The following is a 26500-nucleotide window of genomic DNA, read 5'->3' as shown; positions in this document are numbered from 1 at the left end:
TTTCCTGCCAGTTGCTCTGTACGTTTTAACGCGGCCGAGAAGGCGGAACTATGTTCGGTGGCCTGAAACTACGGAAGCAGCACTGACCCTTCGAATAATGCCCCCCGATCCGGTACCTCGCTGCAAAAACGACCAAAACGCCTCCGGCACTGGACTGAGCCGTCCCTCCGTGTGCGTCCATTTGGTCAGGAGGCGCAGGCAAATCCTACGGCCCTAGAATGTGGTTTCATTCGCCTCTTCAGGCATATGGCGATCCTCGCCCACGATCCACCACGGGCGAGCAAGACGTGTCGAGGGAAGCTTTGCGCCTTATGGTAGGATTGTTCTATGTCTCGATCTGTCGTCTGTCCGCGGAACGCTAAGTCGACGGTTCTCAGGATCATTCATCGAGCCTTGCTCGCGATGATAGGTAGCCTCGTTGTCCTCCCGACTTCACGCGCTCAGGACAACGCGGCCTTAGCCAGCGACAGCGATTTCGAGCAGCGCATCCTGCGCGTTGTGAATGGCCTGCGGCCGGCTACTAGCGGCCGCCCGATGACGCTTGTTGACCGGATGAACGAACTGCACGTGCCTGGCGTCAGCATCGCTATCATTCACGCCGGCGCGATCCGGGCTCGCGGGTTCGGGCACGCTAGCATCGGTGGTCCGCCGGTCCTGCCTGAAACGTTGTTCCAGGCAGCGTCGATCAGCAAACCGGTTACTGCAGTGGCGGCGCTTGCACTAGCTCAGGCCGGGAAACTCAATCTTGATGGCGATGTCAATCTGTCCCTCAAAAACTGGAAGCTTCCGGCCAACTCCTTTAGCGCCCAATCCATGGTTACACTTCGAAGACTGCTGAATCACTCGGCTGGTGTCACGGTCCGCCGCTTTCCTGGGTACGCTGCGGACACACCAATTCCTTCACTCCGCAACATTCTCAACGGGGAGCCGCCGGCGAATACAGCACCTATTGTCGTCCATCACGAGCCCGGCGCACAGTTTGAGTATTCTAGCGGGGGCTATACCATTGTGCAGCAGATGCTCATCGACGTAAGCGGTAAGCCATTCCAAAACCTGCTTGAAGAAGTTGTCCTGAAGCCGCTCGGAATGACTCACAGTAGTTTCCTCCAGCCTCTCCCAAAAAATGACGCTCAAATTGCCGCAACACCTTATCAAGCAACGGGAGCGCCCGTGCCTGGAGGTCCACACACCTATCCCGAATTAGCCGCGGCGGGATTGTGGACGACACCTACTGACCTTGCACACTTTGCGCTGGGTGTTCTGGATGCATGGACCGGTCGCGATACGTCCCTGTTGTCTCAGGCCACGGCGCTCCAAATGCTCACGCCCGGTTTTGGCGATTACGGGCTGGGCTTTGTTGTTCGCGGGCGTTCACCACATCAACGATTTCTGCACGAAGGCGACAATGCTGGTTTTCTCAGCTCGATGATCCTGTTTGAGAATGGAGATGGCGCTGTCGTCATGACGAACGGAGCTAACGGTGGCCAACTGGCCAGCGAGATCATGCACAGTATCGCATTGGAATATGACTGGCCGGATGGCCGGCCCTAGCTTGGCTGCGCCTTCTAGGCAACCGACAAAGACGTCTCCGGCACAAATAGCGGCGTGGTCTCTCTGAAGTCGTCGATAGCCATTTGATCGATCCGAGCAAGGGTACAATCGATCAGAGATCAGCGCGGGCAGCAGGGCTCCTAATTGGTGTGCTCTACCTCGACCAGGCCGAAACGACGCCGCCTCTCAATGCGACTGAGCGCCGCTAACACATGATCACTGATGAGTGCGTCCATCAGCTTTTCGACCGTGGCGTTCGCGTCACGAGGACTATTTGGCACTAGGTAGGCGCTCAAAATCGCCCGCGCATCCAGAAAGGCGCCAAGCAGCACTTGCACGTCCGTTCGCTTCGGCACGATGGACCTAGGCTTATCTTCCACTGGACATTCAACGGCTACGCCATAGGGATCATTCTGGCATAGCCATTCGTTAGCAGTATCGTAAGAACCGAAGACTTTTACGATTCCCTTGGGCACGTTGACGTACAACCACACTGACTCAGTCATCGGGGAGCCTCGCGATATCTGAACTCCATGACCGTGAAATGGTCGCGCGCCTTGATCCGCGACAAAGCCGCATCAACTTCTTCGCTATCAATGAAATCGACTATTTGATCTAGGGCCCCTGCGGCCTCAAAAGTATTCACCGGATTGATGTCCGTGCTCAAGGCAACGCGCGCACGCCACAACGCATCCAAACAAATCCCGGCATCCGTTCTCTTCATGCTGCACCCCCAGCTAGCTACGGTGAGGCGAAGTGCGCTGCGTGAGATAGCTTCCTAAACACCGCTGAGTGGCTCCGCAATTTGGCGGCGGCCAAAGTCGACTTCACACGCTAGGAACTTCGCCGTTCTATAGCTGGTTCATTTCGCGTGACGTTGTTTGATCCGAATAGCCCAATGATTGCCTGTCCGACTGCCGGGCGTGGCCGATGGCCATAAATGTGATGGCCTATGGCACAGGCCGCCCCAAACAGATCGACTTCCGACGCGGCAAGTGCGGATATTGAAATTGTACCGAGGTAAGTTACGTCCGAATTTGATCGGCTGGAAGTCGCGAAATTATTGCAAAGCTGATCTTTTGAAGTTCTTGCGAGGTACTCTGTCCTCGCGCAGCGGTCGACTCCTTTGATTAGCGGAGGCGTTTCGGTAGACGCTGGGAAATGAATTGTCGACTGTCAGGTAATCTGCCAATCCACCCCGGATTTAGCTGTTTACGCAAATCGATCGCCGAACACGCATCGTGACGACGGACGGTTTTCGGCCCGAACTTGCGACAGAAGCTGGGCATTTCCATCCAGGGTTGTGAAAAGGCAGCGTCGGAGATTTGCAATTGCACTTGGTATGGCCAGCTCGGGGCTTCCACTGGCTCTAAGCTATATTCTGGCTGCGGTACTCTAGCCGCCTGACGAAATCATCGCCGCGTGCCTTCAGCCACCTTGATCGCGTCAGCACGCGCGCGATCGCATCGTGTTCGCCGCAACGTCATCAGTCTTCCGATCTCCCCGAGCCGATCGTCGATCGCCGGCTTTTGGGCCACCGGAAGTTGACCGTCCCGGCGGCTGTCAGCTATGCAAAAGAAGTCTGCGCAGAGGCGGGATTTTTTGGTGCGGCAGGTTTGGAATCTCTGAACGTTGGGGAGCTTTGGTTGAGTAGCCGGGAGTCGACATCGCCAGAACTAAGTCCAACCAAGAAGGCGATCTTTTACGTCATCATGTTCGTGTTCGTCCTTCTGTCGGTAGAGGGCATGGCGCAGCTTTGGCGCTATGTGCGTAACGCGCGGATTCCCGTTGCAACCGAGACGTTCCAGGTGCGCTCGTTTACACGGCTTGTCGACGACGCTCGCCACGTTACAGCAGTTCCAGATTCAACAAATCCGAATTATGGAAATGGCTGGGGAATTTCGACCGATGCATATGGCTTTCGCCGCGGCGCACAGCGGACCGAGCCGGATTGCCCCAACGTCGTGTTCATCGGGGATTCCGTTCCATTCGGGTATGGCGAGCCTGACAACGCATCGATGCCCAGTAAACTGTTCGAACGTTTGCAGAAGGCGAATGACGTTCGATGCGTCATCAATGCGGCAATTCCATCCTATTCGTTGTTCCAGGCCGTTGCGCGCTTCGAGCACGAGATCGCGGGCAAGTTCAACATAAGCGCGCTCTATCTTCAATTTTTCGATCCTGCGACGCAGTTTTCGCGCCTCGGCGCGGACTGGCGTCCGGAAGTTGACTGGACGACCGAAGCAGTGCTGGTCAAGAAGAAGTGGCAGCCCATTGCTTCAGTTGAACTGATCCGTGATCAATTGCTGCGTTTGGACGTGATAACCCCAATTGACGAGCAATCGCTCAACCGGTACCGGCTCGAAATTCGGCAAGCGCTGGAGCGCTTACATGATCTGGCCGTCCGGGCCGGCGTGAAGCAGCTCATCGTTGCGCCGATCACCGTGCCATACAGCTCGTATCAGAGGTGGCCTCCAGCACTTCGTTCCGCGATCGATGCGGCGAACGATGAATCCAAGCAATTCTCCGTCAGGCACGCGGACACAAGCTTTCTCGACACGATCGGGCTCTTGAGGGACTATCCGGAAGACGACGTGTTCGTCGACAAATGTTGTCACATGACTGAGCGAGGCAACGATTTGGTCGCTGAACAGGTACAGCGGCTGATTGCTTCCGAGCGTCGACAGTAACCGTTCAATCTGGTGGCAGGTCTAAATTGTAGCTCTGCTTTAGGCTCGGATCCTGGTCCTGCTTTCTCAGGACGCAGGTTCCGACCACCAGCATGTCGAGCTCGTTGCCCATGAAGCAGCGGAAGGCATCTTCCGGCGTGCAAACAATCGGTTCGCCACGCACGTTGAAGCTGGTGTTGACCAGAATTGGGCATCCCGTGAGGCTTTTGAAGCGGACCAGCAGACGATGAAAGAACGGATTTGTGTCGGCGCTGACCGTCTGGATGCGGGCGGAGTAGTCGACATGCGTCACGGCGGGGACGCTCGACCGCACGATATTCAGCTTGTCGATGCCGAAAAGTGCCTGCTCGTCTTCGCTCATTGCAAGACGTCGGTCGTTCCTGACGTCAGCGACGAAAAGCATGTAGGGGCTGTCGCTATCTAGTTCAAACCAGTCGGCGACGTCTTCGCGGGCCACCGCAGGTGCAAACGGCCGGAAGCTCTCGCGATATTTTACCTTGAGATTTAGGTTCTTCTGCATCGAAGCGGAGCGCGGATCGCCAAGGATCGATCGTGCTCCAAGCGAGCGCGGTCCGAACTCCATTCTGCCTTGGAACCATCCAACCGCGAGTTGGTCGGCGAGCGCTGCCGCGGTCGTCTCGATCATCGCTTCTTCGGTCAGGACGTCAAAGCGCGCACCAACGGCGCGCAGCCGCTGCTCGACCTCGTCTTGCGAGAACTCAGGTCCCAGAAAAGCTCCCGACATACCGTCGCCAGCCACAACGCGACGCGGCTGTTGCTTGAATTGGTGATAAGCGGCAAGGGCAGCTCCAACTGCCCCTCCGGCGTCTCCGGCGGCGGGCTGAATCCACACGGAATCGAACTTGCCGTCACGCAACACCTTGCCGTTCGCGACGCAATTGAGCGCAACGCCCCCTGCAAGGCATAAATTGCGCGCGCCGGTTTGGCTGGCAAGGCTGCGGGTCAGACGGAGAACGACTTCCTCGAGGACTGACTGGATCGAGGCTGCGATATCCATGTGGAACGGGGTGAGCAACTGATCGGGTTCGCGGACAGGCTCGCCAAAAAGCTGAGCGAACCGTTCGTTGGTCATCGTCAGCCCGGTGCAATAGTCGAAATACGACATATCGAGGCGAAACGATCCATCGGCCTTCAGGTCTATCAGGGAGTCGAGAATGCGCTGAGCGTATTTTGGCTCGCCATAGGGCGCGAGCCCCATCAGCTTGTACTCGCCGGAATTGACCTTGAAGCCCGTGTAATAAGTGAAGGCAGAGTAGAGCAGGCCGAGCGAGTGCGGGAAATGGATCTCCTGAAAAATCTCCAGGCGGTTGCCATCGCCGTGCGCCGCGGAGGTCGTGGCCCATTCTCCAACGCCGTCCATCGTCAGGACCGCGGCCTTTTCAAACGGCGATGGAAAAAAGGCCGATGCCGCGTGGCTCAGATGGTGCTCGGCGAACAAGAGGCGATCGAGAGCGAACTCCGGGTCGAATTCAGCCAAATGCTTCCGTAGCAGGCTTTTTTGAAAGAGCTTCTCTTTCAACCAAAGCGGCAGCGCCATCTGGAAAGAGCGGAACCCGCTCGGCGCGAGTGCGACATAGGTTTCCAGAAGCCGCTCGAACTTGAGGAACGGCTTATCATAAAACACCACATGATCGATGTCGGATAGCTTTGCTCCCGATATCTCCAGGCAAGACGCTATTGCGTGCTGCGGAAACGCGGCGTCATGCTTTTTCCGTGTGAAACGTTCCTCCTGTGCGGCCGCAACGACACGGCCGTCATCGACAAGTGCTGCTGCACTGTCATGGTAGAAAGCCGAGATGCCGAGGATCCGCATTCCTAGAACAGGGTATAGATGAAGGGAGCGACGACCGACCCCTTGGCCAGGATGGCCAGGCCACCGAATATGACCATCATGACCAGGATTGGCAGCAGCCACAATTTCTTCCGGACGCGGAGAAAGCGCCAGATCTCGGAGACGAAGTCGAGCATTAGAATTGATCTCGCATGCTTTCGGGCGCGGGACCGGGCGTCCGGCGAATCCAGTAGCTCTCCGCGCCCGCGTCGCGGTTCAGGCGCAGCGGGTCCTTGCCGCGCAAGCGCATCACCAGGCCGGTAGGCAGGATCGCACCAAAAAAGATGAGCCCCATCACAATCGGGTTCACGATCCTATGCAGAAGCAAGCCGAGCTTCATCCAGGCACGATTGAGTGGATGCAGCATCGCCGGACGAGCGATTGCGAAAAGTGCGAACACTGCGGACAAAGCCGAGGTCCATGGCCACAAGTGGCCGGAGTGCCAGACATTGAGAAGGCTGACGACCGCGAGAGCAGCGGCCATCACCCATCCAAAAGACCGATCAGAGCCAACAACGAGTTTCTCCTTTTGGGAGAGAGGTTCGTGAGTGGTTTGTCTCACCGCTTGATCCGAGCCCATCTTTAGGTATCAGAAATCGTCTGAATACCGCAAAAGTAGCCCATTCCATAGAAGGATGTGTCGAGTCAATCCAACAATGGCGGGCGGTACAGCGCCTATTACGGGAGCTCTCGGCAATGTCCATGGTAACGTGGAGGTTTGCCGGTCTCGGCAAAGCGGCGTCACGGTTGCGAGCTGAGGGCGGGCAGCGCGACCACGTCGGAATAATCGCATTTGCGCAGCTGTTTTGCCCGACGCGTCAATCGGCCTTCTCGGGATGCGCAGGGTGGGGCGCGTAGGGTCTTGATCCGACGCGCGCGGGTCACGCTGGCCTAGTAGGGATACCATTGACCGCGATAGCCGCTGCCGGCGAAGGCATGGCGCGGGTTGATACCGCAATAGGCGTTCGTACCCGATGCGGTTGCCATGCACTGCTCGTAGGTTGCGAACTGGCAGTTGCCGGGGTAGCCCCATATCCGCCCCTGCAAGCAGTAGAGATCAGCTGGGCCGCTCTGGGAAATGTAGCCTTGGCGATATTGCCGTGCGGTCGTGGGCGAGATCGAACCCGCCGATACCAGAATTGAGCCAGCTGATACAATCGCGAGAAGCAGGCGAGTCATGTTCACCTCCTGATTTGGTTCTCGCCAATCGAATTTGAGTGGCGCCTTCGGACAGTAGCCACAGTGTCGCAGCTCACTTCCCGTTGCAGAATGTCTCCGGTTCTTCCAACCGGTGCCATTGCGGGAACAGGCACACGCGCTCATCTTCCCGGATGACCAATATGAGCTAGCGGTCGCGCTCGACTTCGCAAGAGGAGTCCGGTCAGGCGAGACGTGGAAAGGCAAGCGCCGCGACGCAGGCGGTGCGGGCATCTCCGTGACGGATTTTCCGAAGTTGGCAGAATGTCGCTGTTTTGCCCGACGTGTCAAACGGCTTTCCGCGGCGGATGAGAAAAAGCGTTGTGCCAGCTCGACTTAGCTACTGTGCATGGGGTTGTTTTCGATATTTGTCTGAGCGCCCTGCCGGCAAGGCGGATGGCTTCGAGTCCAACTCGGATTGTCACCACTAAGGTCCTGAATAAGCGGACATTTCGGTTTGGCCGGGCCCCCCGGTTGGGGTGAGGGGCGGAACTCTTTCCTCACCGTCGCGTTGTCTCGCCATGACTGAAGACCTTTCCTACCGACGCAAACCCCTGACCCCTGAACAGCGCCAGGCGCGCGATGCGGCGCGCCGGATCGAGGCCGAAAAGGCCATGCGCGATCATGAAGAGGCGCAGAAGGCGTTTTACGCCAACAAGGAGCGGCTCAAGGCCGAACGTCTTGCGCGCGAGGCCGCCGCCGCGAAGGCCTGACGGATCCCACGCGTCGCGCCGAAATGGCTCTCGATGAGATCTTGCGGCCGGTGCCGGCGCCAGTGCCGGCCATCGCCCCGTGCTGCGCTCAAAGCGAGCTCGAGCGCCTCGCTTGCCTCGGCTGCGATGCGGCAATCATTCGCGACATCGAGCAACCGGCTGCGCGCGAGGTCCAGGGTGGAGAGGGCCGCCTGCCAAGGGCATACCCGGTCAAGCCGTCGAAACTCCCGCAAGGTCGCTGTTCAAGCGTCAGCGCTCGATCTTCCCGCCATGCAGGGAGAGGCTTGACGGCGTTTGGCTTCCGCCGGAAGCTTCAGATGATCCCGAACTGACGTGAATCCACGGAGACGATTGCTCCCAGCCAGTTTCGATCCTCTTGACGCGAAAACGAGATGGAGCTGACCATGACCACGTTCGACAAGCGCGAGCAGGGCTTTGAAGCCAAATTCGCCCACGACGAGGAGCTCATGTTCAAGGCCGCTGCGCGGTCCAACAAGCTGCTCGGGCTGTGGGCCGCAGGCCAGCTCGGGCTCAGCGGCGATGCGGCTTCGAATTATGCGACGGCGCTGGTGACGGACAGTCTGGGGAGCCAGACGATCGACGAGGTCGTGAACAAGGTCTCGGGCGATCTCGCCGCCAGAGGCGTGGCGCGCGAGCAGGTCGCGGTCAAGCTTCAGGAGTGCCTGCACCAGGCGCTCGCGCAGCTCGAAGCAGACAAGCAATAAGCCCGGCCTTTGCGCCTCACTCGGCATGCCTGCGCATGCCGGAATCGCTGAGCTTGTCGACATAGGCGATGCCGAGCGCCGAGACGATGAAGGTGATGTGGATCAGCACCTGCCACATCACGCCGGTCTCGGTGAAGCCGGCGCGGCTCGAGCCGAGATTGCCGGCCTCGATGAAGGTGCGCAGCAGTGCGATCGAGGAGATGCCGATGATGGCCATGGCGAGCTTGATCTTCAGGACGCTCGCATTGACATGGCCAAGCCATTCCGGCTCGTCGGGATGGCCCTGGAGGTCGAGCCGCGAGACGAAGGTCTCGTAGCCGCCGACGATCACCATCACCAGCAGGTTGGAGATCATCACGACATCGATGAGCGCTAGCACGCTCATCATGATCTGCTGCTCGGTGAGGTCGAGCGCGTGCCAGGACAGATGCCAGAGCTCCTTCAGGAACAGCGCGATGTAGACGCACTGCGCCACGATCAGTCCGAGATAGAGCGGCAGTTGCAGCCAGCGCGAGCCGAAGATGATCATCGGCAGGATGCCGAGACGCGGCGCGGGCAGGGAATGTGGGCCAGTGTTGGGCTCAGGCTCAACCGACATTCAGGCAGTATCCTTGCGAGCGAAATGACCTTGCATTCATGTACCCCGGCAAGATGGCCGGTGGAAGACGCGAGGCCGGGGCTGCCGTTCGCGGACCGTGACGTCTCGTGTTACCCTGCCGGCGGCCGCAGCACAGGCGATCTGGATCGGGAGGGCGGGCGTGTCCTGGAATGGATTTGGCAAGGCAGTGGGCGGGATTGTGCTCGCGGCCGCGGTCCTGGTTGGCGCCGGCGCCACGGACGTTGCGGCAACGCCGCTGACGCCGTTTCGCTACGAGGCGCAGGCGCAGCGCCATTGCCCGCACGACCAGGTGGTCTGGCTCGATTTCCGCAAGGGCGTCTACTACGGCAAGGGCCAGAAGCGCTACGGCCAGGGTTTCGACGGCAGCTTCGTGTGCCGGAGCGAGGCCCGCGACAGCTTCTATCGCCGCTCGCTGCTCGGCCTGCGCTGAGCGGCGCGTGATTCGGATGTTCGGCCGACGCCGGTTATTTCTGGTTCGGCAGCTTCACCGGCACGTGCGGGGAGGAGCTAACGGTTCGGGGGCTGCCGTCGGGGTAAATGCGGTCGCCGCGGATCAGAGATTCCAGAACAAGAAAAAATTTCTCTGCAAGCATTTGCGTCACCCTCGTTGGTGATGGCCTCTTGAAATTAAGTCGAGGCGCCGCGCGTAGGAATTCAATCAACTAAACGGGAGAGGGGCTATGGCGGGCAGCAGCCGCATGCTGCGTCGCGGCGTAATCGTGGTCGGAAAAAGCGAAACTGCGATCGCGCTCAGCCGAAGGCGAGGGCCACAAGGCTCGAGCAGAGAAGGACCAAGCCACCGGCTGTCAGCACCAGGAAGCTATCCGATACCAGATCATGGTTGCGCATGGGACACCTGCCACTCTCGTTTTCGATGCTCGGTCGGATTGATTAAAAATGTCCGAACGTGCCGCCCTTGAAAGAGGTGATGCTTGCCGACCGCGCGAGTGCCTCAGGCCCTCGTGCGGTAACCTTCAAACGCATGGGCCAGGAAGATCCCCGCGCTTACCAGACCCATCAGTGCCGAAACCGTCTCGATCATCGTTAAATTCCAATCCGCCCCTGCCAGCCGAGAAGACGCGGGCGGCCTTGCACAGTCAAAAGAATTCCAGGGCGGCGCGCGACAATGGGGGTGGAGTGAGGTTTTGGCGCAACAGCATGTCCAGCCGTGGCACAGCAAAGGGCGCCTGCGGTCCGTAGATCAACGGGGAGAAGCGAACGCCCCGTTTACCATTCCGCTGTGATCGCCGCGGGCTCCCCATTTCCGCCGTGTTCGGGTTGCGTTATCCTTACTGCTCCGACGCGGTGGTGGGCCGCTTCGGATTTGAAGGACCGGACAGCGCTCCCCCGTAGCCAAAGCGGGTTGGGTACGCCTCCGGCGAAGTGGTATTTGGGGCACATGGGGATCCGACGGTCAGATTCGGTTTTGCGGGCCGCGCGCGGTGTTGCGGCAGTCGCAACCTGCCTCGCGCTCGCCAATTGCGCCTCGTCCAACAAGTTCGCCAGCCGCGTCGATCCGAAATACGGCGTGTCCTCGAGCCCGCGCGTCGTGGCCTGGGGCGACCCGGTCCCGAAGGGCGGCGGCACCTACCGCGTCGGCAAGCCCTATGTCGTGGCGGGCAAGACCTACGTGCCGGAGGAGGACGTCAACTACCGTGCCGAAGGCATGGCGTCCTGGTACGGCGATGATTTCCACGGCCGCCTGACCGCCAACGGCGAAGTGTTCGACATGGGCTCGCTGACAGCGGCGCATCCGACGCTGCCGATGCCGTCCTATGCGCGGGTCACCAACATGTCGAACGGCAAGTCGCTGATCGTCCGCGTCAACGACCGCGGCCCCTACCACGGCAACCGGCTCATCGACGTCTCGAACAAGGCTGCCGAACTGCTTGAATTCAAAGGCAATGGCGTCGCCAAGGTCCGCGTCGAATATGTCGGCCGGGCGCCGCTCGAAGGCTCCGACGACCGCCAGCTGATGGCGACCTTGCGCACCGGCATTCCGGCGCCGTCGCCGTCCATGGTGCGCGTCGCGTCCGCAAGGCCGTTCGTGCCGGAATTGCCGTCATCGAGCCGCGGTGCCATTCGCGGCGAGGTCCCGATGCCGGAGGGGCGGCCCTACAATCTCGGCAACACCTCCGCCGACATGGCCTCGCTCAATGCGACCTCGGAGATGTCGGCCTCGAGCCGCAGCCGGGGCCGGGCGCTCCAGAACGCGCGCGCGGTGTCCTATGACGAGAACGGCCGCTATGCGACCGAGAGCGCTGCCAATACCTCGGACGGCGCTGCCGAGGCCCGCAGCATCCTGAGCGGCCGCGGCCTCTACTGAGCCGCGCTCTCCTTCAAGAACTTCACCAGCGCGGCGTTGACCTCGTCGGGGCGCTCCTGCTGCACCCAGTGCCCGGCGCCGTCGATGATCAATTTGCGCTGGAGGTTGGGCAGCACGCGCTCGAGCTCGTTGATGCGCTTGGCGCCGATCAGGCCGGTGATGACGGCGTCCGTCGAGCCGGCAATGAAGAGCGAGGGCTGGCGGATCTGCGCATCCTGCCAGGGCGCCGTCAGCTCCCAATTGCGGTCGAGGTTGCGATACCAGTTCAGCCCGCCGCGGAAGCCCGACTTGCGGAAGCTCTCGGTGAAGGTGGCGAGATCCGCCTCGCTGAGCCAGTCCGGCAGCGGCTCCTCGCTGGTCGCGTGGCCTAGAAAGCCCTTGCCCTCCTGCACGAACATCGCGGCGCTGGGATCGGCAAGGCCGCGGCCGCCGAGGACGATGCGCATGGTGCGGGCGACGTCGAGCTCGAACTCGGCCTCGGCGACGCCGGGCGTCTGGAAATACTGCCAGTAGAAATTGGTGATGCCGCCTTGGCGCAACAGATCGAGCGGCCTGCCGCGGCCGCGGAACGGCGGCGGCACGCTCAGGCCCGCCACCGCCGTGAAGATCTCAGGCCGGAACAGCGCCGCATGCCAGGCGACCGGCGCACCCCAGTCGTGGCCGACCACCATCGCCTTGGTCGCGCCCAGCGCCTGCACGAGGCCGACGACGTCGCCGACCAGGTCGAGGATGGAATAGGCGTCGATCTCGGCCGGCGCCGCGCTCTGGCCGTATCCGCGCATGTCGGGGGCGACGACGTGAAACCCGGCGGCTGCCAGCGCCGGGATCTGGTGGCGCCAGGAATAGGAGAGCTCCGGCCAGCCATGACACAGCACCACCAGCGGTCCCTGGCCGGCTTCGCGGATGAAGAGGTCGATGCCGTTGGCCTTGATCACGCGGGTGGAGGACATCGCTTTTCCGCCTTGTTTCAGGGGTTTGGTCGTCAAACATGAGGTGCCACGATAGGGGCGTGGCGCGAATCGTGCAAACTCGGGTGCCGGCACCCAGCCGCGTGTTGTTCGCGCCGGTTCCAACTGTTAGAACGCCGCTCTCAGGGCTTGGCCATGGCATTTCGTCTCATTCCGCTCCGTCGCAGCCGGTGCACCGCCGGAGCGCTGGCGCGTGGGCTGATCGCGACAGTTTTGGCGGCGAGCGTCGGCTGGGGCGGGATGCTCCACGCCGCCAACCAGAGCGTGCAGGGCGCCAAGAAGACGGAAGAGGCCGGCTTCGACGGCGATGCGCCGACCGCGATCCTGATCGAAGCCTCCAGCGGCAGCGTGCTGTTCGAGAAGAATGCCGACGAGCTGCGCGCGCCCTCCAGCATGATGAAGCTGATGACGGCGGAAGTCGTCTTCAACGCGATCAAGAAGGGCGACGTGAAGCTGACCGACGATTATCGGATCAGCGAGAATGCCTGGCGCAAGGGCGGGGCGCCCTCGGGCGGCTCGACCATGTTCGCCGCGATCAACAGCAAGGTCTCGGTCGACGATCTCCTGCATGGAGCGATCATCCAGAGCGGCAACGATGCCTGCATCGCGCTCGCCGAAGGCATCGCCGGCAACGAGAAGATCTTTGCCGCCGACTTCATGACCAAGCGCGCCCGCGAGCTCGGCATGACCAGATCGACTTTCGGCAACTCCAACGGTCTGCCCGACCCCGGCAACAAGATGACCGTGCGTGAGCTCGGCATCCTCGCCCGCCACATCATTCTGGACTTCCCCGAATTCTACAAACTGTTCGGCGAGAAGGAGTTCACCTGGAACAAGATCCGGCAGCCCAACCGCAATCCGCTGCTCAATTCGATGGAAGGCGCCGACGGCCTCAAGACCGGCTACACCAAGGAAGGCGGCTACGGCATGGTCGGCTCGGCCGTGCAGAACGGCACGCGGCTGATCGTCGTCGTCAACGGGCTCGAAGACCCCGAGGATCGCGCCACCGAAGCCAAGAAGATGCTGGAATGGGGCTTTCGCAATTTCGAGACGCGGACATTGATCGCGGCCGACCAGCCGGTCGGCTACGCCAAGGTATTCGGCGGCGAGAGCCGCTCGGTGAAGCTGGTGGCCAAGACGCCCGTCAAGGTGATGGTGCACAAGAACGGCAGCGACAAGCTGATCGCGCGCATCGTCTATAGCGGCCCGGTGCGCGCGCCCGTGCAGGAAGGCCAGCAGGTCGGCGTGGTCAAGGTCTGGCGCAGCGGCAACATCGCGGTGGAGACGCCGGTCTATGCGGCGGAGGCGATCGGCACCGGCTCGACGATGCGGCGCGCGATCGACGGCGCCAGCGAGCTGGTGATCGGCATGTTCCGCGCAGGCGCCGAGAAGCTCTGATCATGAGTGAGAGCGCGGTCAAGCGGCCGTCCGGACGTGGACGCTTCATCACCTTTGAAGGCGGCGAGGGGACGGGCAAGTCGACCCAGATCAAGAAGCTCGCCGACCGCCTCAAGGCGGCGAGGATGCGGATCCTCGTCACGCGCGAGCCGGGCGGCTCGCCGGGCGCCGAGATCATGCGCCATCTGGTGCTGTCGGGCATGGGCAAGCTGCTCGGGCCCGAGGCCGAGACGCTGCTGTTCGCGGCCGCGCGCGACGACCATGTCCGCACCCTGATCGAGCCTGCGCTCAACCAGGGCGCCTGGGTGCTGTGCGATCGCTTCGCCGACTCGACGCGCGCCTATCAGGGCAGTCTCGGCCGCGTTCCGGCCGGGCTGATCAACGCGATGGAGCGGGTCACGATCGGCGATCTCAAGCCGGACCTCACCATCATCCTCGATTTGCCGGTCGAGATCGGCCTCGAGCGCGCCGCCGCGCGGCGCGGCAGCGGCGCGCCTGACAGGTTCGAGGGCGAGAAGCTCGCTTTCCATCAAGGCCTGCGCGAGGCCTATTGCAAGATCGCCGCGGACGAGCCCGGACGCTGCGTGCTGATCGACGCCAATTCCGATCCCGACACGGTCGCTGGAAGAGTCTGGGCCGCGGTCCGCGACCGCCTCCTTCCCACGCCGGCTTCGGTGATCTCAGCATGAGTCCGCGCCAGGCCGAGCGCGAGACGGCCATTCCGCATCCGCGCGAGACATCGAGGCTGTTCGGCCATCGCGAGGCCGAAAGCGCACTGCTGACGGCCTATCGCAGCGGTCGCATCCCGCACGCCTGGCTGATCGGCGGGCCGCAGGGGATCGGCAAGGCGACGCTGGCCTATCGCATGGCGCGCTTCGTGCTTGCGCACGGCCAGCCGCTGGCGCCTTCCGTGCAGCGCGCCGAGGATCTCGCGATCGATCCCGATGACCCCGTGGCGCGGCAGGTCGCCGCGAGCTCGCATGGCGGCCTGTTGACGCTGGAGCGCACCGCCAACGACCGCGGCGTGATGCGGACCGTGATCACCGTCGACGAGACGCGCGAGACCATCGGTTTTTTCGGCTCCACCGCGGCCGCCGAAGGCTGGCGCGTCTGCATCGTCGACACCGTCGACGAGCTCAATCCGAATGCGGCCAACGCGCTGCTGAAAATCCTGGAGGAGCCGCCGCAGCAATCGCTGTTCTTGCTGGTGAGTCACGCGCCGGCGCGCGTGCTTGCCACGATCCAGTCGCGGTGCCGCAAGCTGCGTCTGCGGCCGCTCGCCACTGATGACGTGATCGGCGCGGCAGCTCTCGCGGCTGACCTCGATGCGAACGATCCAGCGCTGCGCGAGGCGGCGGAGGCTTCGGAGGGCAGTGTTGCGCGCGCGCTGACACTGCTCGGTGGCGACGCGCTCAAGCTCCAGCAGCGCACGGCGGCACTGCTTGCGCGACTGCCCCAGGTCGATCCGCGCGAATTGCACACGCTCGGCGATTCCCTCGGCACCAGCGACCGTGTCGCGCTCGCCGCCTTCATCGACGGTATCGATCGCTGGATCGCGGAACGCCTGCATGCGGACGAGGCCAACGCGAACCAGAACCTGCCGCGCCTTGCGCGCCTAGCTGAGGTATGGGAAAAGATCGTCCGCGCCGCGCGCGACACCGAAACCTACAATCTGGAGCGCAAGCCCTTGGTTTTCTCGGTGTTCGACTGGCTGGCGGACGCAACGCGGTAGAGCATGATCCGGAAAAGTGCGGAGCGGTTTTCCGAAAGGATCATGCTCAAAACAATAACCGAACGCAGGTTCGTTTCCAGATTTTGAGAAGCCGGTAAAGGAATTCGTCGTGGCAACGCGAGCTAAGAAAACTGCCAAGGGCAAGAGCAGCAAGAAGACTGCGAAGAAAGCCACGAAGAAGGCTGCGAAGGCGCTTGCGCGCAAAGGCGCCAGGAAGGTCAAGAAGACCAAGAAGGCTGCCGCCAAAAAGGGTGTGAAGAAGACGGCGAAGAAGGCCGGAAAGAAAGCTGCGAAGAAGCAGGCCGTCGCAAAGAAGGCAGTGAAGAAGGCGACCAAGAAGCCGGCCAAAAAAACGGCCAAGTCTCCGGCGACGAACAAGGCTCCGGCAAAGAAGGTGGCCAAGAAGGCGGCGGTGACTGCGCCCGTCGCGACCGCTGCACCCGCTCCCGTCGCCACGCCGCCGAAGGCTGTGATGTCCAAGGTGTCGAAGCCAAAGGTATCGAAGCCCAAGGCAACGAAGCCTGAGGCAGCGCCTGCGCCGAAGCCCGTTGCCGCTCCGCAAGCTGCCGCGCCCGCAGTCGCTGCTGCGCGCGACAACGTCTTCTACATCACGACCGCGATCGCCTATCCCAATGGCCAGCCGCATATCGGCCACGCCTATGAGGCGATCGCCACCGACGTGCTGGCGCGCTTTGCCCGGCTCGATGGCAAGGACGTGTTCTTCCTGACCGGCACGGACGAGCACGGCCTGAAGATGGTCCAAACCGCGCAGAACGAAGGCCTGACACCGGCCGCGCTCGCGACCCGCAACGCCGGCCGGTTCAAGGAAATGGACGAACGGCTGAACGTGTCGTTCGACCGCTTCATCCGCACCACCGAAGAGCAGCACCATCGCTCGACCCAGGAGATCTGGCGGCGCATGGAGGCGAACGGCGACATCTATGCCGACACCTATGCCGGCTGGTACTCCGTGCGCGACGAGGCCTATTACGCCGAGGACGAGACGCGCCTGAACGACGACGGCGTGCGGCTCGGGCCGCAGGGCACGCCGGTCGAGTGGGTCGAGGAGAAGAGCTATTTCTTCCGCCTGTCCGCCTATCAGGACAAGCTTCTGAAGCTCTACACGGACAATCCTGATTTCATCGGCCCGGATGCGCGGCGCAACGAGGTGATGAGCTTCGTCAGGAGCGGTCTGCGCGACCTCTCGATCTCGCGCACGACGTTCGACTGGGGCGTCAAGGTGCCCGGCGACGAAGAGCACGTGATGTACGTCTGGGTCGATGCGCTCACCAACTACATCACCGGCGTCGGCTTCCCCGACGAGAGCGACAAGAACTGGCGCTATTGGCCGGCCGACGTGCACATCATCGGCAAGGACATCATCCGCTTCCACGCAGTGTACTGGCCGGCATTCCTGATGTCGGCCGGCATTCCCGTGCAGAAGCGGGTCTATGCCCACGGCTTCCTGTTCAACAGGGGCGAGAAGATGTCGAAGTCGGTCGGCAACGTGGTCGACCCCTTCAATCTCGCCGACCAATATGGCGTCGATCAGATGCGCTATTTCTTCCTGCGCGAGGTGCCGTTCGGACAGGACGGCAACTACAACCATGAGGCCATCGTCGCGCGCATCAACGCCGATCTCGCCAACGATCTCGGCAACCTTGCGCAGCGCTCGCTGTCGATGATCGCCAAGCAACTCGGCGGCGTGCTGCCTGAGCCCGGCGAGTTCAGTGACAACGACAAGGCAATTCTGGCGTTGGCCGACGGCATGGTCGCCGCATCACGTGAGGCGATGGCGACGCAGCAGATCCATCAATGGCTCAACGCGGTGTGGGCGGTGGTCGCGGAAGCCAACCGCTATTTCGCGGGCGAGGCGCCGTGGGTGCTCGCCAAGACCGATCCTGCGCGGCAGAAGACGGTGCTCTATGTCACCGCCGAAGTCGTGCGCCAGATCGCGATCCTGGCCCAGCCGGCGATGCCGACCGCGTCCAGCCTGTTGCTCGACAGCCTCGGCATCCCCGCTGGTGAGCGCGATTTTGCGATGCTCGGCGGCGACAAGCGGATCGCGCCTGGCTCGACGCTGCCCGCGCCGACGCCGGCCTTCCCGCGCTACATCGAGCCGGCGGCGTAAGGCGTTCATTCGATGTTGGTCGACAGCCACTGCCATCTGGATTTTCCCGACTTTGCAGAAGATCTCGACGGGATCGTGTCGCGTGCGCGTGCGGCCGGAATCGGCCGCATGGTCACGATCTCGACGCGGGTGAAAAAGCTTGACCAGCTTCTCGCCATCGCCGAGCGGTTCGACGACGTCTACTGCTCGGTCGGCACACACCCGCACAACGCGGATGAAGAGGACGGCATCACGCCGGACGAGCTGATCGCGCTGACGCAGCATCCCAGGGTCGTCGCGCTCGGCGAGGCCGGGCTCGACTATTTCTACGACAACGGCTCGCCCGAGGCGCAGGCGAGGGGCTTTCGTGCCCACATCGCCGCGGCTCGCACGACCGGCCTGCCTCTGGTGATCCATACACGCGAGGCGGATGAGGATTGCGCCCGCATCTTGGAAGAGGAGGCGGCCAAGGGATCGTTTGGCGCCGTGCTGCATTGTTACACCGGCGGGCGTGATCTGGCGCTGAAGGCGGTGTCGCTCGGCCTTTATATCGGCTTCACGGGCATCCTGACCTTCAAGAAGTCGGAGGCCCTGCGCGCGCTCGCGGCCGAACTGCCGTCGGACCGTATTCTGGTTGAAACAGACTCGCCCTATCTTGCGCCCGGCAAGTTCCGGGGCAAACGCAACGAGCCGGCCTATGTGGTCGAGGTCGCCAAGGTGCTCGCCGAGACGCGCGGCGTGTCGCTCGAGGAGATCTCGCGCCAGACCACCGACAATTTCTTCCGCCTGTTCTCCAAGGTGAAAGCGTAAGATTGGGAGCCGCATGACGCTGACGCTGACGATCCTGGGTTGCGGCTCCTCCGCCGGCGTGCCGCGCCCGGCACTCGGCTGGGGTGCTTGCGATCCCAACAATCCCAAGAACCGCCGCCGCCGCTGCTCACTGATGGTCGAGCAGGCCGGCGAGCACGGCACTACGCGGATCGTCATCGACACCTCGCCTGACCTGCGCGAACAGCTCATCGACGCCAATGTCGATCACATCGATGCGGTCTTCCTGACCCACGAGCATGCCGACCAGACCCACGGCATGGACGATCTTCGCTCGGTCGTGCTCCATATGCGCAAGCGCATTCCGACCTATTTCAATCAGTCGACCGCGAAAGACATCATGGCGCGGTTCTCCTATTGCTTCATCTCGCCGGAGGGCAGCGACTATCCGCCGATCCTGACGCGGCATTCCATCGAGGCCGGCGAGAGCCAGACCATCTTGGGGAAGGGCGGCGCGGTGAAGATGACGGCCTTCCTGGTGCAGCACGGCCAGATCCCCGCGCTCGGCTATCGCATCGGCAACGCGGCCTATACGCCTGACCTCAACGACATCCCGCGCGAGAGCTGGGGGGCGCTGGAGAACCTCGATCTCTGGATCGTCGACGGATTGCGCTACATCACCCATTCCAGTCATTTCAGCATCAATGATGCGCTGTCCTGGATCGAACGCTTCAAGCCGAAGCGCGCCGTCATCACCAACATGACCGCCGATGTCGATTACGAGGTTATCAGACAATCGCTGCCCGCGGGCGTCGTGCCGGCCTATGACGGGATGCGGCTGGAGACGCACTGAAGGCAGCGGGCCGGACGAGGCCGCTGGCGCAGATGTCCGGCGCGGGCAGGATCACCAGACGTAGCGCAGAACGGCCCTGCCGGTGTAGGAGCGCACGAGGCTCGACAGCTCGCTGTCGACATTCGCCGACGCGGACCAGCCCTTCATGTCTCGCAGCTCGAGCGAGACGCCCGACAATGCCGAGTTCGGCGCGACTGCAAATGCCGTGCTGCCCGCGATCAGGCCCTGGGAAGAGACGGCCTGGAAGACCGCCGGCATCGATCGAGCCGCGCTGAAATCGTGCGCCCAGGCGAGACGGCCGCGCAGATCGAGCAGGCCGCCGGCGACGACGAACGACGTGCTCGCGCGCAGGCCGAACTCGCTGCGAGTGTCGGTGAAGCTGTCGCTTCCGGATGAGGTCGTCGTGCCGTCAACCATGTAAGCCGGCTGGTTGGCATTGGCGGCAAGGCGGAACATGGTGAACTGACCGGCCGCGTAAGGCGTGATGCCGAGCCATGGCGTCGCGAAGCGATAGCCGCTCTCGATGCGGCCCGAATAGGCGTTGGCGTTGGTGGCTGCGCTGGCCTGATCGGTGCCCGCCGGCGTCACCTGATAATCGCCCGTGATGGCCTGCCAGCCATAGGCGAGCACAGTCGCGACATAGGCCGATCCAACCGAATGCCTGACGAAGGTGCCGGCCTGGAACAGATCGGAGCGGCCGCTCGAGACATTATTGGCGAAGCCGGTGCCGCCGCCGGCGAGCGCAAAGCCCATCCGCGTCTGCGGCGAGAGAGAATAATCGGCGCCGACCACCGTGCCGAAACTGCGGCTGGCCGAGCCGCTGCCAGCGGTCGACACTTGTGAGCCGCCGAAGCCGGCAGCCCAGACGCTCCAGTGCGGCGCCGAGAGCGAGGGCTTGCCGTAGGTCGCTGCATAGGCCTCGCGTCCGATGCCGCCATGCGTGCGGTCGTTTCCGATCTCGGCGTAGGCGGCGAGCTCTGCGTCCAGTTCGGCAGGGCCGATCCCACGCCCGTCAATGGCGGGATCGAGCAGGGTCTGGGTGAACTGGGTCATCGCAAGGAACGTCGCCTGGGCCGTCTCGGTTTGCGCAGCGTTGCCATTGGAGCCGGCACGAAACACCTGCAGCATGCCGAAGCGCGCAGTGGAAACGCCCGCCGGATCAGCGCTGCCAACGTAGTTCGGCTGCATCCCGCCGCCGCCATTCCCGTTGCCGAGCGTGGCGCTGCCGCCTCCTGATATTAACTGGGGGCCGCCATAGATGGCACCACCCATGTACATGGGGCCGCTCACGTATATGGGACCGCCGCTCATGCCGCCGCCAACATTGTTGACGACATAGAAATTGACGACGTTCGCCGGCCCGTTCGGGCCCGAGCCAAAATTCTCGGTCGCCCCGAAGGCGCCGAACTCGCGCATGACCTGTGCGTCAGCCGCGCGCGGCAGCAGCAGTCCAGCCGTCAATAGCAGCAGCGCCAGACGCGCACGCACGTCGATGCTCACGACACCAGCCGCATGAAGCGCCCCAACCGCGCCGGTCGCCGGCCGCGCAGCCCGCGCGGCGAATCATGTGGAAGCAGCGAATCCGACTGGAGCGAAACGTAAATGCGTCTCTAACGTTTTCCAATCTTTTCCTGACGTGTCGCGATGTCTTCAAACGTACACAGTCGGTTTCGCGACAACACGCAATCGTCACGCGAACGCAGCTTTATTTCCGAATGTTTCTGCGCGGGGACGGCCTCAGGCCGAGATCGCCTTCGCCGAGCCGACTTCGTTGCGCAGCAGGAATTTCTGGATCTTGCCGGTGGAGGTTTTCGGGATCGGTCCGAACACGACGGCCTTCGGCGTCTTGAAGCCGCTCATTTGCGTGCGGCAGAACGCGATGATGTCGGCTTCGGTCGCGCTCGCGCCGTCCTTCAGCTCGATGAAGGCGCACGGTACCTCACCCCATTTCGGATCGGGCTTGGCGACCACGGCGGCGAACAGCACGGCCGGGTGCTTGTAGAGGACGTCCTCGACCTCGACGGACGAAACATTCTCGCCGCCGGAGATGATGATGTCCTTCGAGCGGTCCTTGATGGTGACGTAGCCGTGCTCGTCGAGCACGCCGAGATCGCCGGTGTGAAACCAGCCGCCCTCGAACGCTTCCTGGGTCGCCTTCTCGTTCTTCAGGTAACCCTTCATCACGATGTTACCGCGGAACATGACCTCGCCGATGGTCTCGCCGTCGCGCGGCACCTCCTGCATCGTCTGCGGATCGATGACGGTGACAGCTTCCTCGAGCGGGTAGGGCACGCCCTGCCGTCGCTTCATGCGTGCGCGCTCGGCGGCGGGAAGCTCGTCCCAGCCGGGCTGCTCGGCGCAGACGGAGGCGGGGCCGTAGACCTCGGTCAGGCCGTAGACATGCGTCAGCTTGATGCCGATGTTTTCGGCGCCTTCCAGCACCGCGACCGGCGGCGCAGCACCGGCGATCAGGCCGACGACGCGGCGCGCGGCATTGCCGGTTGACGTTTCCCTGGGCGCATCGGGTGCGTTGATCAGCGTGTTGTAGACGATCGGCGCACCGCACATGTGGGTGACGCCGTGCTGCTTGATCAGCTCGAAGATTTTCGTCGGCTCGACCTTGCGCAGGCAGACATTGATGCCGGCGGCCGCCGCGATGGTCCAGGGAAAGCACCAGCCGTTGCAGTGGAACATCGGCAGCGTCCAGAGATAGACCGGATGCTGGCCGAGATTGCCGGCGAGGATGTTGCTGACGGCGTTGAGATAGGCGCCGCGATGATGGGTGACGACGCCTTTGGGATTGCCGGTCGTGCTCGAGGTGTAGCTCAGCGCGATCGCATTCCATTCGTCGCTCGGCGTGATCGCCGTGAAGTTCGGATCGCCTTGCGCGACGGCAGCCTCGTACTCGATTTCGCCGATGCGCTTGCCGCCCTTGAAGGCGGCATCATCGACGTCGATCACGAGCGGCTTCGGTCCGCTCATTTGCGCCAGCGCATCGGTGATCACGCCGGAAAATTCGGGATCGACCAGGATGATCCTGGCGCCGCCATGATCGAGCTGGAACGCGATCGAGGGCGCATCGAGGCGGATGTTGAGCGCGTTGAGCACGGCGCCGGTCATCGGCACGGCAAAGTGCGCCTCGTTCATCGCCGGGATGTTCGGCAGCATCGCCGCGACGGTGTCGCCGACGCCGATGCCCTTGCCGGCGAGATATGAGGCAAAGCGCTTGCAGCGCTCAAAGGTCTGCGCCCAGGTGAAGCTGCGGCCCTCATAGACCGTGCTGACGTGATCGGGATAGACCGCGGCGCTGCGCGCGAGGAAGCTGAGCGGGCTCAGCGGCACGTAGTTGGCGGGGGTCTTGTCGAGGCCGATATCGTACTGGTTCTGCCACTCGCTCATCGACACCTCCTCAAACCACGTCAAAGGAATCCAATCGAGATCCAGGGGAAGATCGCGACGATGATCAATCCCACCAGCAGCGCCAGCAGATAGCCCCAGATCGGCCTGATGCCTTCAGCCGGATCGACGCGTCCGATGGCGCAGGCGGCATAATAGCCGACGCCGAAGGGCGGGGCGAACAGGCCGATGCCCATGGCCAGAATGATCACCATGGCATAATGCACCTCGTGCACGCCGACCGCACGGGCGATCGGAAACAAGAGCGGCCCGAACAGCACGATTGCCGGAATGCCCTCGAGCACGCTGCCGAGAATGGTGAAGGCGAGGATCGAGACGGCGATGAAGGTCGCAGCTCCGCCCGGCAAGCCGGTCATGGCGGATGCCAGCGAGCGCGAGAAGCCGGACTGGGTCAGGCCCCAGGCCATGCCGGTGGCCGTGCCGATGATCAGCAGGATCGCACCGGACAGCGCCGCAGTCTCGACCAGCATCGGAAACAGCCGCCGCCAGTCGAAGCGGCGGTAGACGAGGAGGCCGACGAGGGCGCCATAAACGATGCCGATTGTGGACACTTCGGTCGCGGTGGCGATGCCCTCGACCACGGCGTAGCGGATTACGAAGGGCAGCGCGAGTGCGGGCAGGGCGACAATGAAGGTCTTGCCGATCTCGCTACCCGTCGCGCGGCGGACATGGCTCATGTCCTCGTGGCGGTAGCGCCACCACACCAGCATGCAGAGCGTGACCGCGAGCACGACGCCGGGCAAGAGGCCGCCGGTGAACAGGGCGGCGATCGAAACGCCGGTGACCGAGCCGATCGTGATCAGCACGAGGCTCGGCGGGATGGTTTCGGTCTGCGCGCCGGTCGCAGCCAGCAGCGCGACCAGATCGCCGGGCTTGGCGCCGCGCTGCTTCATCTCCGGGAACAGCACCGGCGCGACCGCGGCCATGTCGGCGGCCTTGGCGCCTGAGATGCCTGAGACGAGGTACATGGCACCGACCAGCACGTAATGCAGGCCGCCGCGGACATGGCCGAGCAGGCTCGCCAGGAACGCGACCATCGCCCGCGCCATGCCGGTCATCTCGATCAGCAGGCCTAAGAACACGAACAGCGGCACCGAGAGCAGGATGAGGTGGCTCATGCCCTCGTCCATCCGCCCGACCAGCACCATGACCGGCGTGCGCGTCGTCAGCGCCAGATAGCCGAAGATCGCAAGGCCAAACCCGAACGCAATGGGAACGCCGGCGAACACGCAGAAGCCGGCGACGCCGACGAAGAAGATGACGAGGTTGAGATTGCCGAGCGGCCGTAAGTAAGGCTGCGCCAGCCAGAACAGGCCGACGACGATGGCCACGGACAGCGCGGCCATCAGCACCATCCGGTAATCGGCCGCGCGCACGAGCCGCAGCAAGGCAAACGCCGCCATCAGGCCGATGCCGGCCGGCAGCGCCGCGGCGCGCCAGATGTTCGAGATCTGGAGCGCCGGCGTGGTGATGAAGCTTTCCTCGTAGGCGTATTCCCAGGACGGCCAGACGATCAGCACCAGGAACGCCAGCGCGGCGCAGACAGCGACCAGATCGAGCCAGGCCCGCATCGCCGGGCCCGCGCTGGCGACGACCGCGGTCATGCGCATGTGCTCCGAGCGGCGGAACGCCACCGCCGCGCCCAGCATGGCGAGCCACAGGAACAGGATCGAGGCGAGCTCGTCCGACCAGATCAGCGGCCGGTGCAAGCCATAGCGTGCGACGACGCCGGCGAACAGGATCGCAATCTCGGCGACGACCAGGATCGCCGCCGGGATTTCGACGAGGAGGCCGAGCCAGCGCTCGAGCGATGCCAGCAGCGAAGGTCGGCGAGGGGACTGAGCAGCCGCCTCGCCCGCAACTTCGTTCGCTTCGACCCCGACATGAGCCATGACGGCTCCCAACGCGTTACGACAGCTTGCCGACGGCCTTTTCCAAGAGGTCCCAGGCCTGGTCCCCATACTTGCCCTTCCACTCGGCATAGAAGCCGGCAGTGCGCAGCTTGTCGCGGAACGGCGCCACGGCGGGCTGGTTGAAGGTCAGGCCCTTGCCGGCGAGCTCCTGCTGGAGATTGGCGTTGAGCTTGGCGGTGTCCTCGCGCTCCTTCACCGCGGCGGCATTGATGTGCTTGGCGACGATGGTGCGCACGTCTTCCGGCAGCGCGCTCCAGGCTCTGCGGTTGGCCAGGAACCAGAAGCCGTCCCACATGTGGTTGGTCAGCGAGCAGTACTTCTGGACCTCGTACAGTTTGGCGGTCGAGATGATCGCCAGCGGGTTCTCCTGGCCCTCGACGATCTTGGTCTGCAGCGCGGAATAGACCTCGCTGAAATTGATCGAGGCGGGCGCGGCGTCGAACGCCTTGAACATCGAGGTCCACAGCGGCGACACCGGCACGCGGATCTTGAAGCCCTTGAGGTCGTCAGGACCGTTGATCGGCTTGCTCGAGGACGTGGTCTGGCGGAAGCCGTTGTCCCAGATCTTGTCCATGACCTCGAGGCCGGCCTTCTTGATCTCGCCGCGGACATGGGCGCCGAGATCGCCGTCCATGGCTTTCCAGACCGTGGCGTAGTCCGGGAACGCGAAGCCGATGCCGTTGATCGAGGCTGCCGGCACCAGGGTCGACAGGATCAGGCCCGACAGCGTGAAGAACTCGACGCCGCCGGAGCGGATCTGGCTCAGCATGTCGGTATCGGAACCCAGCTGGTTGTTCGGGAAGATCTGGAGGTCGAACTTGCCGTTCGTCTCGCTCTTGATCGCCGCCGCCATCTCGCGGGCGCGGACGTTCAGCGGATGGGTGTCCGGCAGGTTGTTGGCATATTTGTAGGTGAACTCGGCGCTCTGGGCGCGGGCCACATGGGGCGCACTGAGGCCGCCCAGGACCGCGGTCGCGGCGGAGGCCTTGAGAAGCGTGCGTCGGGAAAAGCGCGTCGAAAAGACCATGGGTCTGCTTCCTCGGAAGGTTTGTTGTTGTTCTGAGATGCAAACCTATACGGACGGACGGTCAGAAGGTCATCTGCGATCTCGCGAGGCCTCGCTTATTGCAGCCGGACATCATCACGGCAATATCGGCTTTCGGCACAGGCGCCGGATTCAAAATCTGAAAAACAACCCCATGCACAGTAGCCGTCAAGCGCTGAGGCCATGGTCGAGCCGGAAGCCGGAAAACTCGCCGGAGCGAAGGCATGGTGTCAGGAATTCCGCCTAAATATTTGATCTAATTACGTATAAATATATTCCATAATATACCTTATGCGAATTGTGGATATGGGTGTACGGGCTGGTGCCGCTGTGGCGATTGACCCAAATTGGGTCTGACGAGCCCTACTCTGAGTCTGGCTGCGGAAGTTGAGTCTGGCGGGCAAACAGGAGCCGCGAAGCTTTAGAAGCCCGTGGGATTCGGGTCGCCATTCGGCAGACCGGCGGCCTATGCCCAAGCGCTTTGAGGCGGGCAGTTCCGGCTGGAAATTCCGCCGGCGCGCAGTGGCCGCACAAGTTATGCAGCGGGCGTCAAACAGCACCCTGCTCCAGCCGCCTTTCCAGGGGCTCGGCATTTCGGGTGAAGAACACGACGTCAGGCGTAA

Annotated in this window: 24 protein-coding genes; 12 read left to right on the top strand and 12 right to left on the bottom strand. The window is 62.8% G+C overall.

Annotated elements, in window-relative coordinates; genetic code table 11:
• Positions 1–402: 402 nt before the first annotated feature.
• Entirely contained in the window at positions 403–1551 is a 1149-nt protein-coding gene (locus WN72_RS24995) for a serine hydrolase domain-containing protein (RefSeq protein WP_244553801.1), read from the top strand.
• Between the two features lie 140 nt (positions 1552–1691).
• On the opposite strand, the gene WN72_RS24990 is transcribed toward WN72_RS24995, so the two are convergent.
• Positions 1692–2057, bottom strand: coding sequence for a hypothetical protein (locus tag WN72_RS24990; protein WP_092217280.1), 366 nt, complete (start codon positions 2055–2057; stop codon positions 1692–1694).
• A complete protein-coding gene (locus WN72_RS24985) occupies positions 2054–2275 on the bottom strand; it encodes a hypothetical protein (protein WP_092217279.1) in 222 nt (73 codons plus the stop codon). The genes WN72_RS24990 and WN72_RS24985 overlap by 4 nt, the downstream gene beginning before the upstream one ends.
• 820 nt (positions 2276–3095) lie before the next feature.
• Here WN72_RS24985 and WN72_RS24980 point away from each other — a divergent pair.
• The gene (locus WN72_RS24980; protein ID WP_143130648.1) at positions 3096–4241 is read left to right on the top strand and encodes an SGNH/GDSL hydrolase family protein; all 1146 of its coding nucleotides are present in this window, start codon (positions 3096–3098) and stop codon (positions 4239–4241) included.
• A 4-nt stretch (positions 4242–4245) separates the two neighbouring features.
• Here the strand turns inward: WN72_RS24980 and WN72_RS24975 are convergent, their stop codons facing one another.
• The 4 genes from WN72_RS24975 to WN72_RS24960 all read right to left on the bottom strand — a co-directional run bounded on the left by WN72_RS24975 (position 4246) and on the right by WN72_RS24960 (position 7272).
• Positions 4246–6075, bottom strand: coding sequence for a carbamoyltransferase family protein (locus WN72_RS24975; RefSeq protein WP_092217277.1), 1830 nt, complete (start codon positions 6073–6075; stop codon positions 4246–4248).
• A 2-nt stretch (positions 6076–6077) separates the two neighbouring features.
• On the bottom strand, positions 6078–6230 hold the full coding sequence (locus WN72_RS24970; RefSeq protein ID WP_092217276.1) for a DUF5989 family protein: 153 nt from the start codon (positions 6228–6230) through the stop codon (positions 6078–6080).
• Positions 6230–6577, bottom strand: coding sequence for an SxtJ family membrane protein (locus tag WN72_RS24965; protein ID WP_244553800.1), 348 nt, complete (start codon positions 6575–6577; stop codon positions 6230–6232). Before WN72_RS24965 ends, WN72_RS24970 begins: the two co-directional genes overlap by 1 nt.
• 407 nt (positions 6578–6984) lie before the next feature.
• Entirely contained in the window at positions 6985–7272 is a 288-nt protein-coding gene (locus tag WN72_RS24960) for a DUF3551 domain-containing protein (RefSeq protein WP_092217275.1), read from the bottom strand.
• 539 nt (positions 7273–7811) lie between these two features.
• Here WN72_RS24960 and WN72_RS24955 point away from each other — a divergent pair.
• Positions 7812–8003, top strand: coding sequence for a hypothetical protein (locus tag WN72_RS24955; RefSeq protein ID WP_027558095.1), 192 nt, complete (start codon positions 7812–7814; stop codon positions 8001–8003).
• Between the two features lie 404 nt (positions 8004–8407).
• Complete coding sequence (locus tag WN72_RS24950; RefSeq protein WP_167380929.1) at positions 8408–8728, top strand: DUF1476 domain-containing protein; 321 nt, start codon at positions 8408–8410, stop codon at positions 8726–8728.
• 16 nt (positions 8729–8744) lie between these two features.
• Here the strand turns inward: WN72_RS24950 and WN72_RS24945 are convergent, their stop codons facing one another.
• The gene (locus WN72_RS24945) at positions 8745–9326 is read right to left on the bottom strand and encodes a TIGR00645 family protein (protein ID WP_027558093.1); all 582 of its coding nucleotides are present in this window, start codon (positions 9324–9326) and stop codon (positions 8745–8747) included.
• A gap of 160 nt (positions 9327–9486) precedes the next feature.
• Between WN72_RS24945 and WN72_RS24940 the strand changes: the two genes are divergently transcribed.
• Both WN72_RS24940 and WN72_RS24935 read left to right on the top strand, forming a co-directional pair.
• Complete coding sequence (locus WN72_RS24940; protein WP_027558092.1) at positions 9487–9777, top strand: hypothetical protein; 291 nt, start codon at positions 9487–9489, stop codon at positions 9775–9777.
• A 969-nt stretch (positions 9778–10746) separates the two neighbouring features.
• Complete coding sequence (locus WN72_RS24935) at positions 10747–11673, top strand: septal ring lytic transglycosylase RlpA family protein (protein ID WP_092217272.1); 927 nt, start codon at positions 10747–10749, stop codon at positions 11671–11673.
• On the opposite strand, the gene WN72_RS24930 is transcribed toward WN72_RS24935, so the two are convergent.
• Complete coding sequence (locus WN72_RS24930) at positions 11667–12623, bottom strand: alpha/beta fold hydrolase (RefSeq protein WP_027558090.1); 957 nt, start codon at positions 12621–12623, stop codon at positions 11667–11669. The two genes, WN72_RS24935 and WN72_RS24930, sit on opposite strands and share 7 nt — an antisense overlap.
• Before the next feature lie 153 nt (positions 12624–12776).
• Here WN72_RS24930 and WN72_RS24925 point away from each other — a divergent pair, with 153 nt between their 5' ends.
• From WN72_RS24925 to WN72_RS24900, 6 genes are all read left to right on the top strand, one after another.
• Positions 12777–14039, top strand: a complete 1263-nt coding sequence (locus WN72_RS24925; RefSeq protein WP_092217271.1) for a D-alanyl-D-alanine carboxypeptidase family protein — start codon at positions 12777–12779, stop codon at positions 14037–14039.
• 2 nt (positions 14040–14041) lie between these two features.
• Positions 14042–14728: a dTMP kinase gene (gene tmk, locus WN72_RS24920; protein ID WP_092217270.1), complete on the top strand. Its 687-nt coding sequence runs from the start codon at positions 14042–14044 to the stop codon at positions 14726–14728.
• Positions 14725–15771: a DNA polymerase III subunit delta' gene (locus WN72_RS24915; protein WP_092217269.1), complete on the top strand. Its 1047-nt coding sequence runs from the start codon at positions 14725–14727 to the stop codon at positions 15769–15771. The genes tmk and WN72_RS24915 overlap by 4 nt, the downstream gene beginning before the upstream one ends.
• Positions 15772–15880: 109 nt before the next feature.
• Entirely contained in the window at positions 15881–17902 is a 2022-nt protein-coding gene (gene metG, locus WN72_RS24910; protein ID WP_092217268.1) for a methionine--tRNA ligase, read from the top strand.
• 12 nt (positions 17903–17914) lie between these two features.
• Positions 17915–18691, top strand: coding sequence for a TatD family hydrolase (locus WN72_RS24905; RefSeq protein WP_027558085.1), 777 nt, complete (start codon positions 17915–17917; stop codon positions 18689–18691).
• Positions 18692–18704: 13 nt separating this feature from the next.
• Positions 18705–19502 carry an MBL fold metallo-hydrolase gene (locus WN72_RS24900; RefSeq protein ID WP_027558084.1) on the top strand — a complete coding sequence of 266 codons (798 nt, stop codon included), beginning with the start codon at positions 18705–18707 and terminating at the stop codon, positions 19500–19502.
• 51 nt (positions 19503–19553) lie between these two features.
• Here the strand turns inward: WN72_RS24900 and WN72_RS24895 are convergent, their stop codons facing one another.
• The 4 genes from WN72_RS24895 to WN72_RS24880 form a co-directional block, all read right to left on the bottom strand.
• Complete coding sequence (locus tag WN72_RS24895) at positions 19554–21002, bottom strand: autotransporter outer membrane beta-barrel domain-containing protein (protein ID WP_092217267.1); 1449 nt, start codon at positions 21000–21002, stop codon at positions 19554–19556.
• A gap of 237 nt (positions 21003–21239) precedes the next feature.
• Positions 21240–22901, bottom strand: coding sequence for an acyl-CoA synthetase (locus WN72_RS24890; RefSeq protein WP_167380928.1), 1662 nt, complete (start codon positions 22899–22901; stop codon positions 21240–21242).
• Between the two features lie 20 nt (positions 22902–22921).
• Positions 22922–24811, bottom strand: coding sequence for a TRAP transporter large permease (locus WN72_RS24885; RefSeq protein WP_092217266.1), 1890 nt, complete (start codon positions 24809–24811; stop codon positions 22922–22924).
• A 16-nt stretch (positions 24812–24827) separates the two neighbouring features.
• Positions 24828–25859, bottom strand: coding sequence for a TRAP transporter substrate-binding protein (locus tag WN72_RS24880; protein WP_092217265.1), 1032 nt, complete (start codon positions 25857–25859; stop codon positions 24828–24830).
• Positions 25860–26500: the final 641 nt, after the last annotated feature.

This window comes from Bradyrhizobium arachidis, from assembly GCF_015291705.1.
Classification (GTDB): Bacteria; Pseudomonadota; Alphaproteobacteria; order Rhizobiales; family Xanthobacteraceae; genus Bradyrhizobium; species Bradyrhizobium arachidis.
Note: the sequence above shows the minus strand (reverse complement) of the source record. Positions and strands in the feature narration are given on the sequence as shown.

What these genes read in the sequence shown, in the direction of transcription:
- WN72_RS24995 (WP_244553801.1), top strand. Translation starts at nt 403, where the DNA reads ATGATAGGTAGCCTCGTTGTCCTCCCGACTTCACGCGCTCAGGACAAC.
- WN72_RS24990 (WP_092217280.1), bottom strand. Translation starts at nt 2,057, where the DNA reads ATGACTGAGTCAGTGTGGTTGTACGTCAACGTGCCCAAGGGAATCGTA.
- WN72_RS24985 (WP_092217279.1), bottom strand. Translation starts at nt 2,275, where the DNA reads ATGAAGAGAACGGATGCCGGGATTTGTTTGGATGCGTTGTGGCGTGCG.
- WN72_RS24975 (WP_092217277.1), bottom strand. Translation starts at nt 6,075, where the DNA reads ATGCGGATCCTCGGCATCTCGGCTTTCTACCATGACAGTGCAGCAGCA.
- WN72_RS24970 (WP_092217276.1), bottom strand. Translation starts at nt 6,230, where the DNA reads ATGCTCGACTTCGTCTCCGAGATCTGGCGCTTTCTCCGCGTCCGGAAG.
- WN72_RS24965 (WP_244553800.1), bottom strand. Translation starts at nt 6,577, where the DNA reads ATGGCCGCTGCTCTCGCGGTCGTCAGCCTTCTCAATGTCTGGCACTCC.
- WN72_RS24960 (WP_092217275.1), bottom strand. Translation starts at nt 7,272, where the DNA reads ATGACTCGCCTGCTTCTCGCGATTGTATCAGCTGGCTCAATTCTGGTA.
- WN72_RS24955 (WP_027558095.1), top strand. Translation starts at nt 7,812, where the DNA reads ATGACTGAAGACCTTTCCTACCGACGCAAACCCCTGACCCCTGAACAG.
- WN72_RS24950 (WP_167380929.1), top strand. Translation starts at nt 8,408, where the DNA reads ATGACCACGTTCGACAAGCGCGAGCAGGGCTTTGAAGCCAAATTCGCC.
- WN72_RS24945 (WP_027558093.1), bottom strand. Translation starts at nt 9,326, where the DNA reads ATGTCGGTTGAGCCTGAGCCCAACACTGGCCCACATTCCCTGCCCGCG.
- WN72_RS24935 (WP_092217272.1), top strand. Translation starts at nt 10,747, where the DNA reads ATGGGGATCCGACGGTCAGATTCGGTTTTGCGGGCCGCGCGCGGTGTT.
- WN72_RS24930 (WP_027558090.1), bottom strand. Translation starts at nt 12,623, where the DNA reads ATGTCCTCCACCCGCGTGATCAAGGCCAACGGCATCGACCTCTTCATC.
- WN72_RS24925 (WP_092217271.1), top strand. Translation starts at nt 12,777, where the DNA reads ATGGCATTTCGTCTCATTCCGCTCCGTCGCAGCCGGTGCACCGCCGGA.
- tmk (WP_092217270.1), top strand. Translation starts at nt 14,042, where the DNA reads ATGAGTGAGAGCGCGGTCAAGCGGCCGTCCGGACGTGGACGCTTCATC.
- WN72_RS24915 (WP_092217269.1), top strand. Translation starts at nt 14,725, where the DNA reads ATGAGTCCGCGCCAGGCCGAGCGCGAGACGGCCATTCCGCATCCGCGC.
- WN72_RS24905 (WP_027558085.1), top strand. Translation starts at nt 17,915, where the DNA reads ATGTTGGTCGACAGCCACTGCCATCTGGATTTTCCCGACTTTGCAGAA.
- WN72_RS24900 (WP_027558084.1), top strand. Translation starts at nt 18,705, where the DNA reads ATGACGCTGACGCTGACGATCCTGGGTTGCGGCTCCTCCGCCGGCGTG.
- WN72_RS24890 (WP_167380928.1), bottom strand. Translation starts at nt 22,901, where the DNA reads ATGAGCGAGTGGCAGAACCAGTACGATATCGGCCTCGACAAGACCCCC.
- WN72_RS24885 (WP_092217266.1), bottom strand. Translation starts at nt 24,811, where the DNA reads ATGGCTCATGTCGGGGTCGAAGCGAACGAAGTTGCGGGCGAGGCGGCT.
- WN72_RS24880 (WP_092217265.1), bottom strand. Translation starts at nt 25,859, where the DNA reads ATGGTCTTTTCGACGCGCTTTTCCCGACGCACGCTTCTCAAGGCCTCC.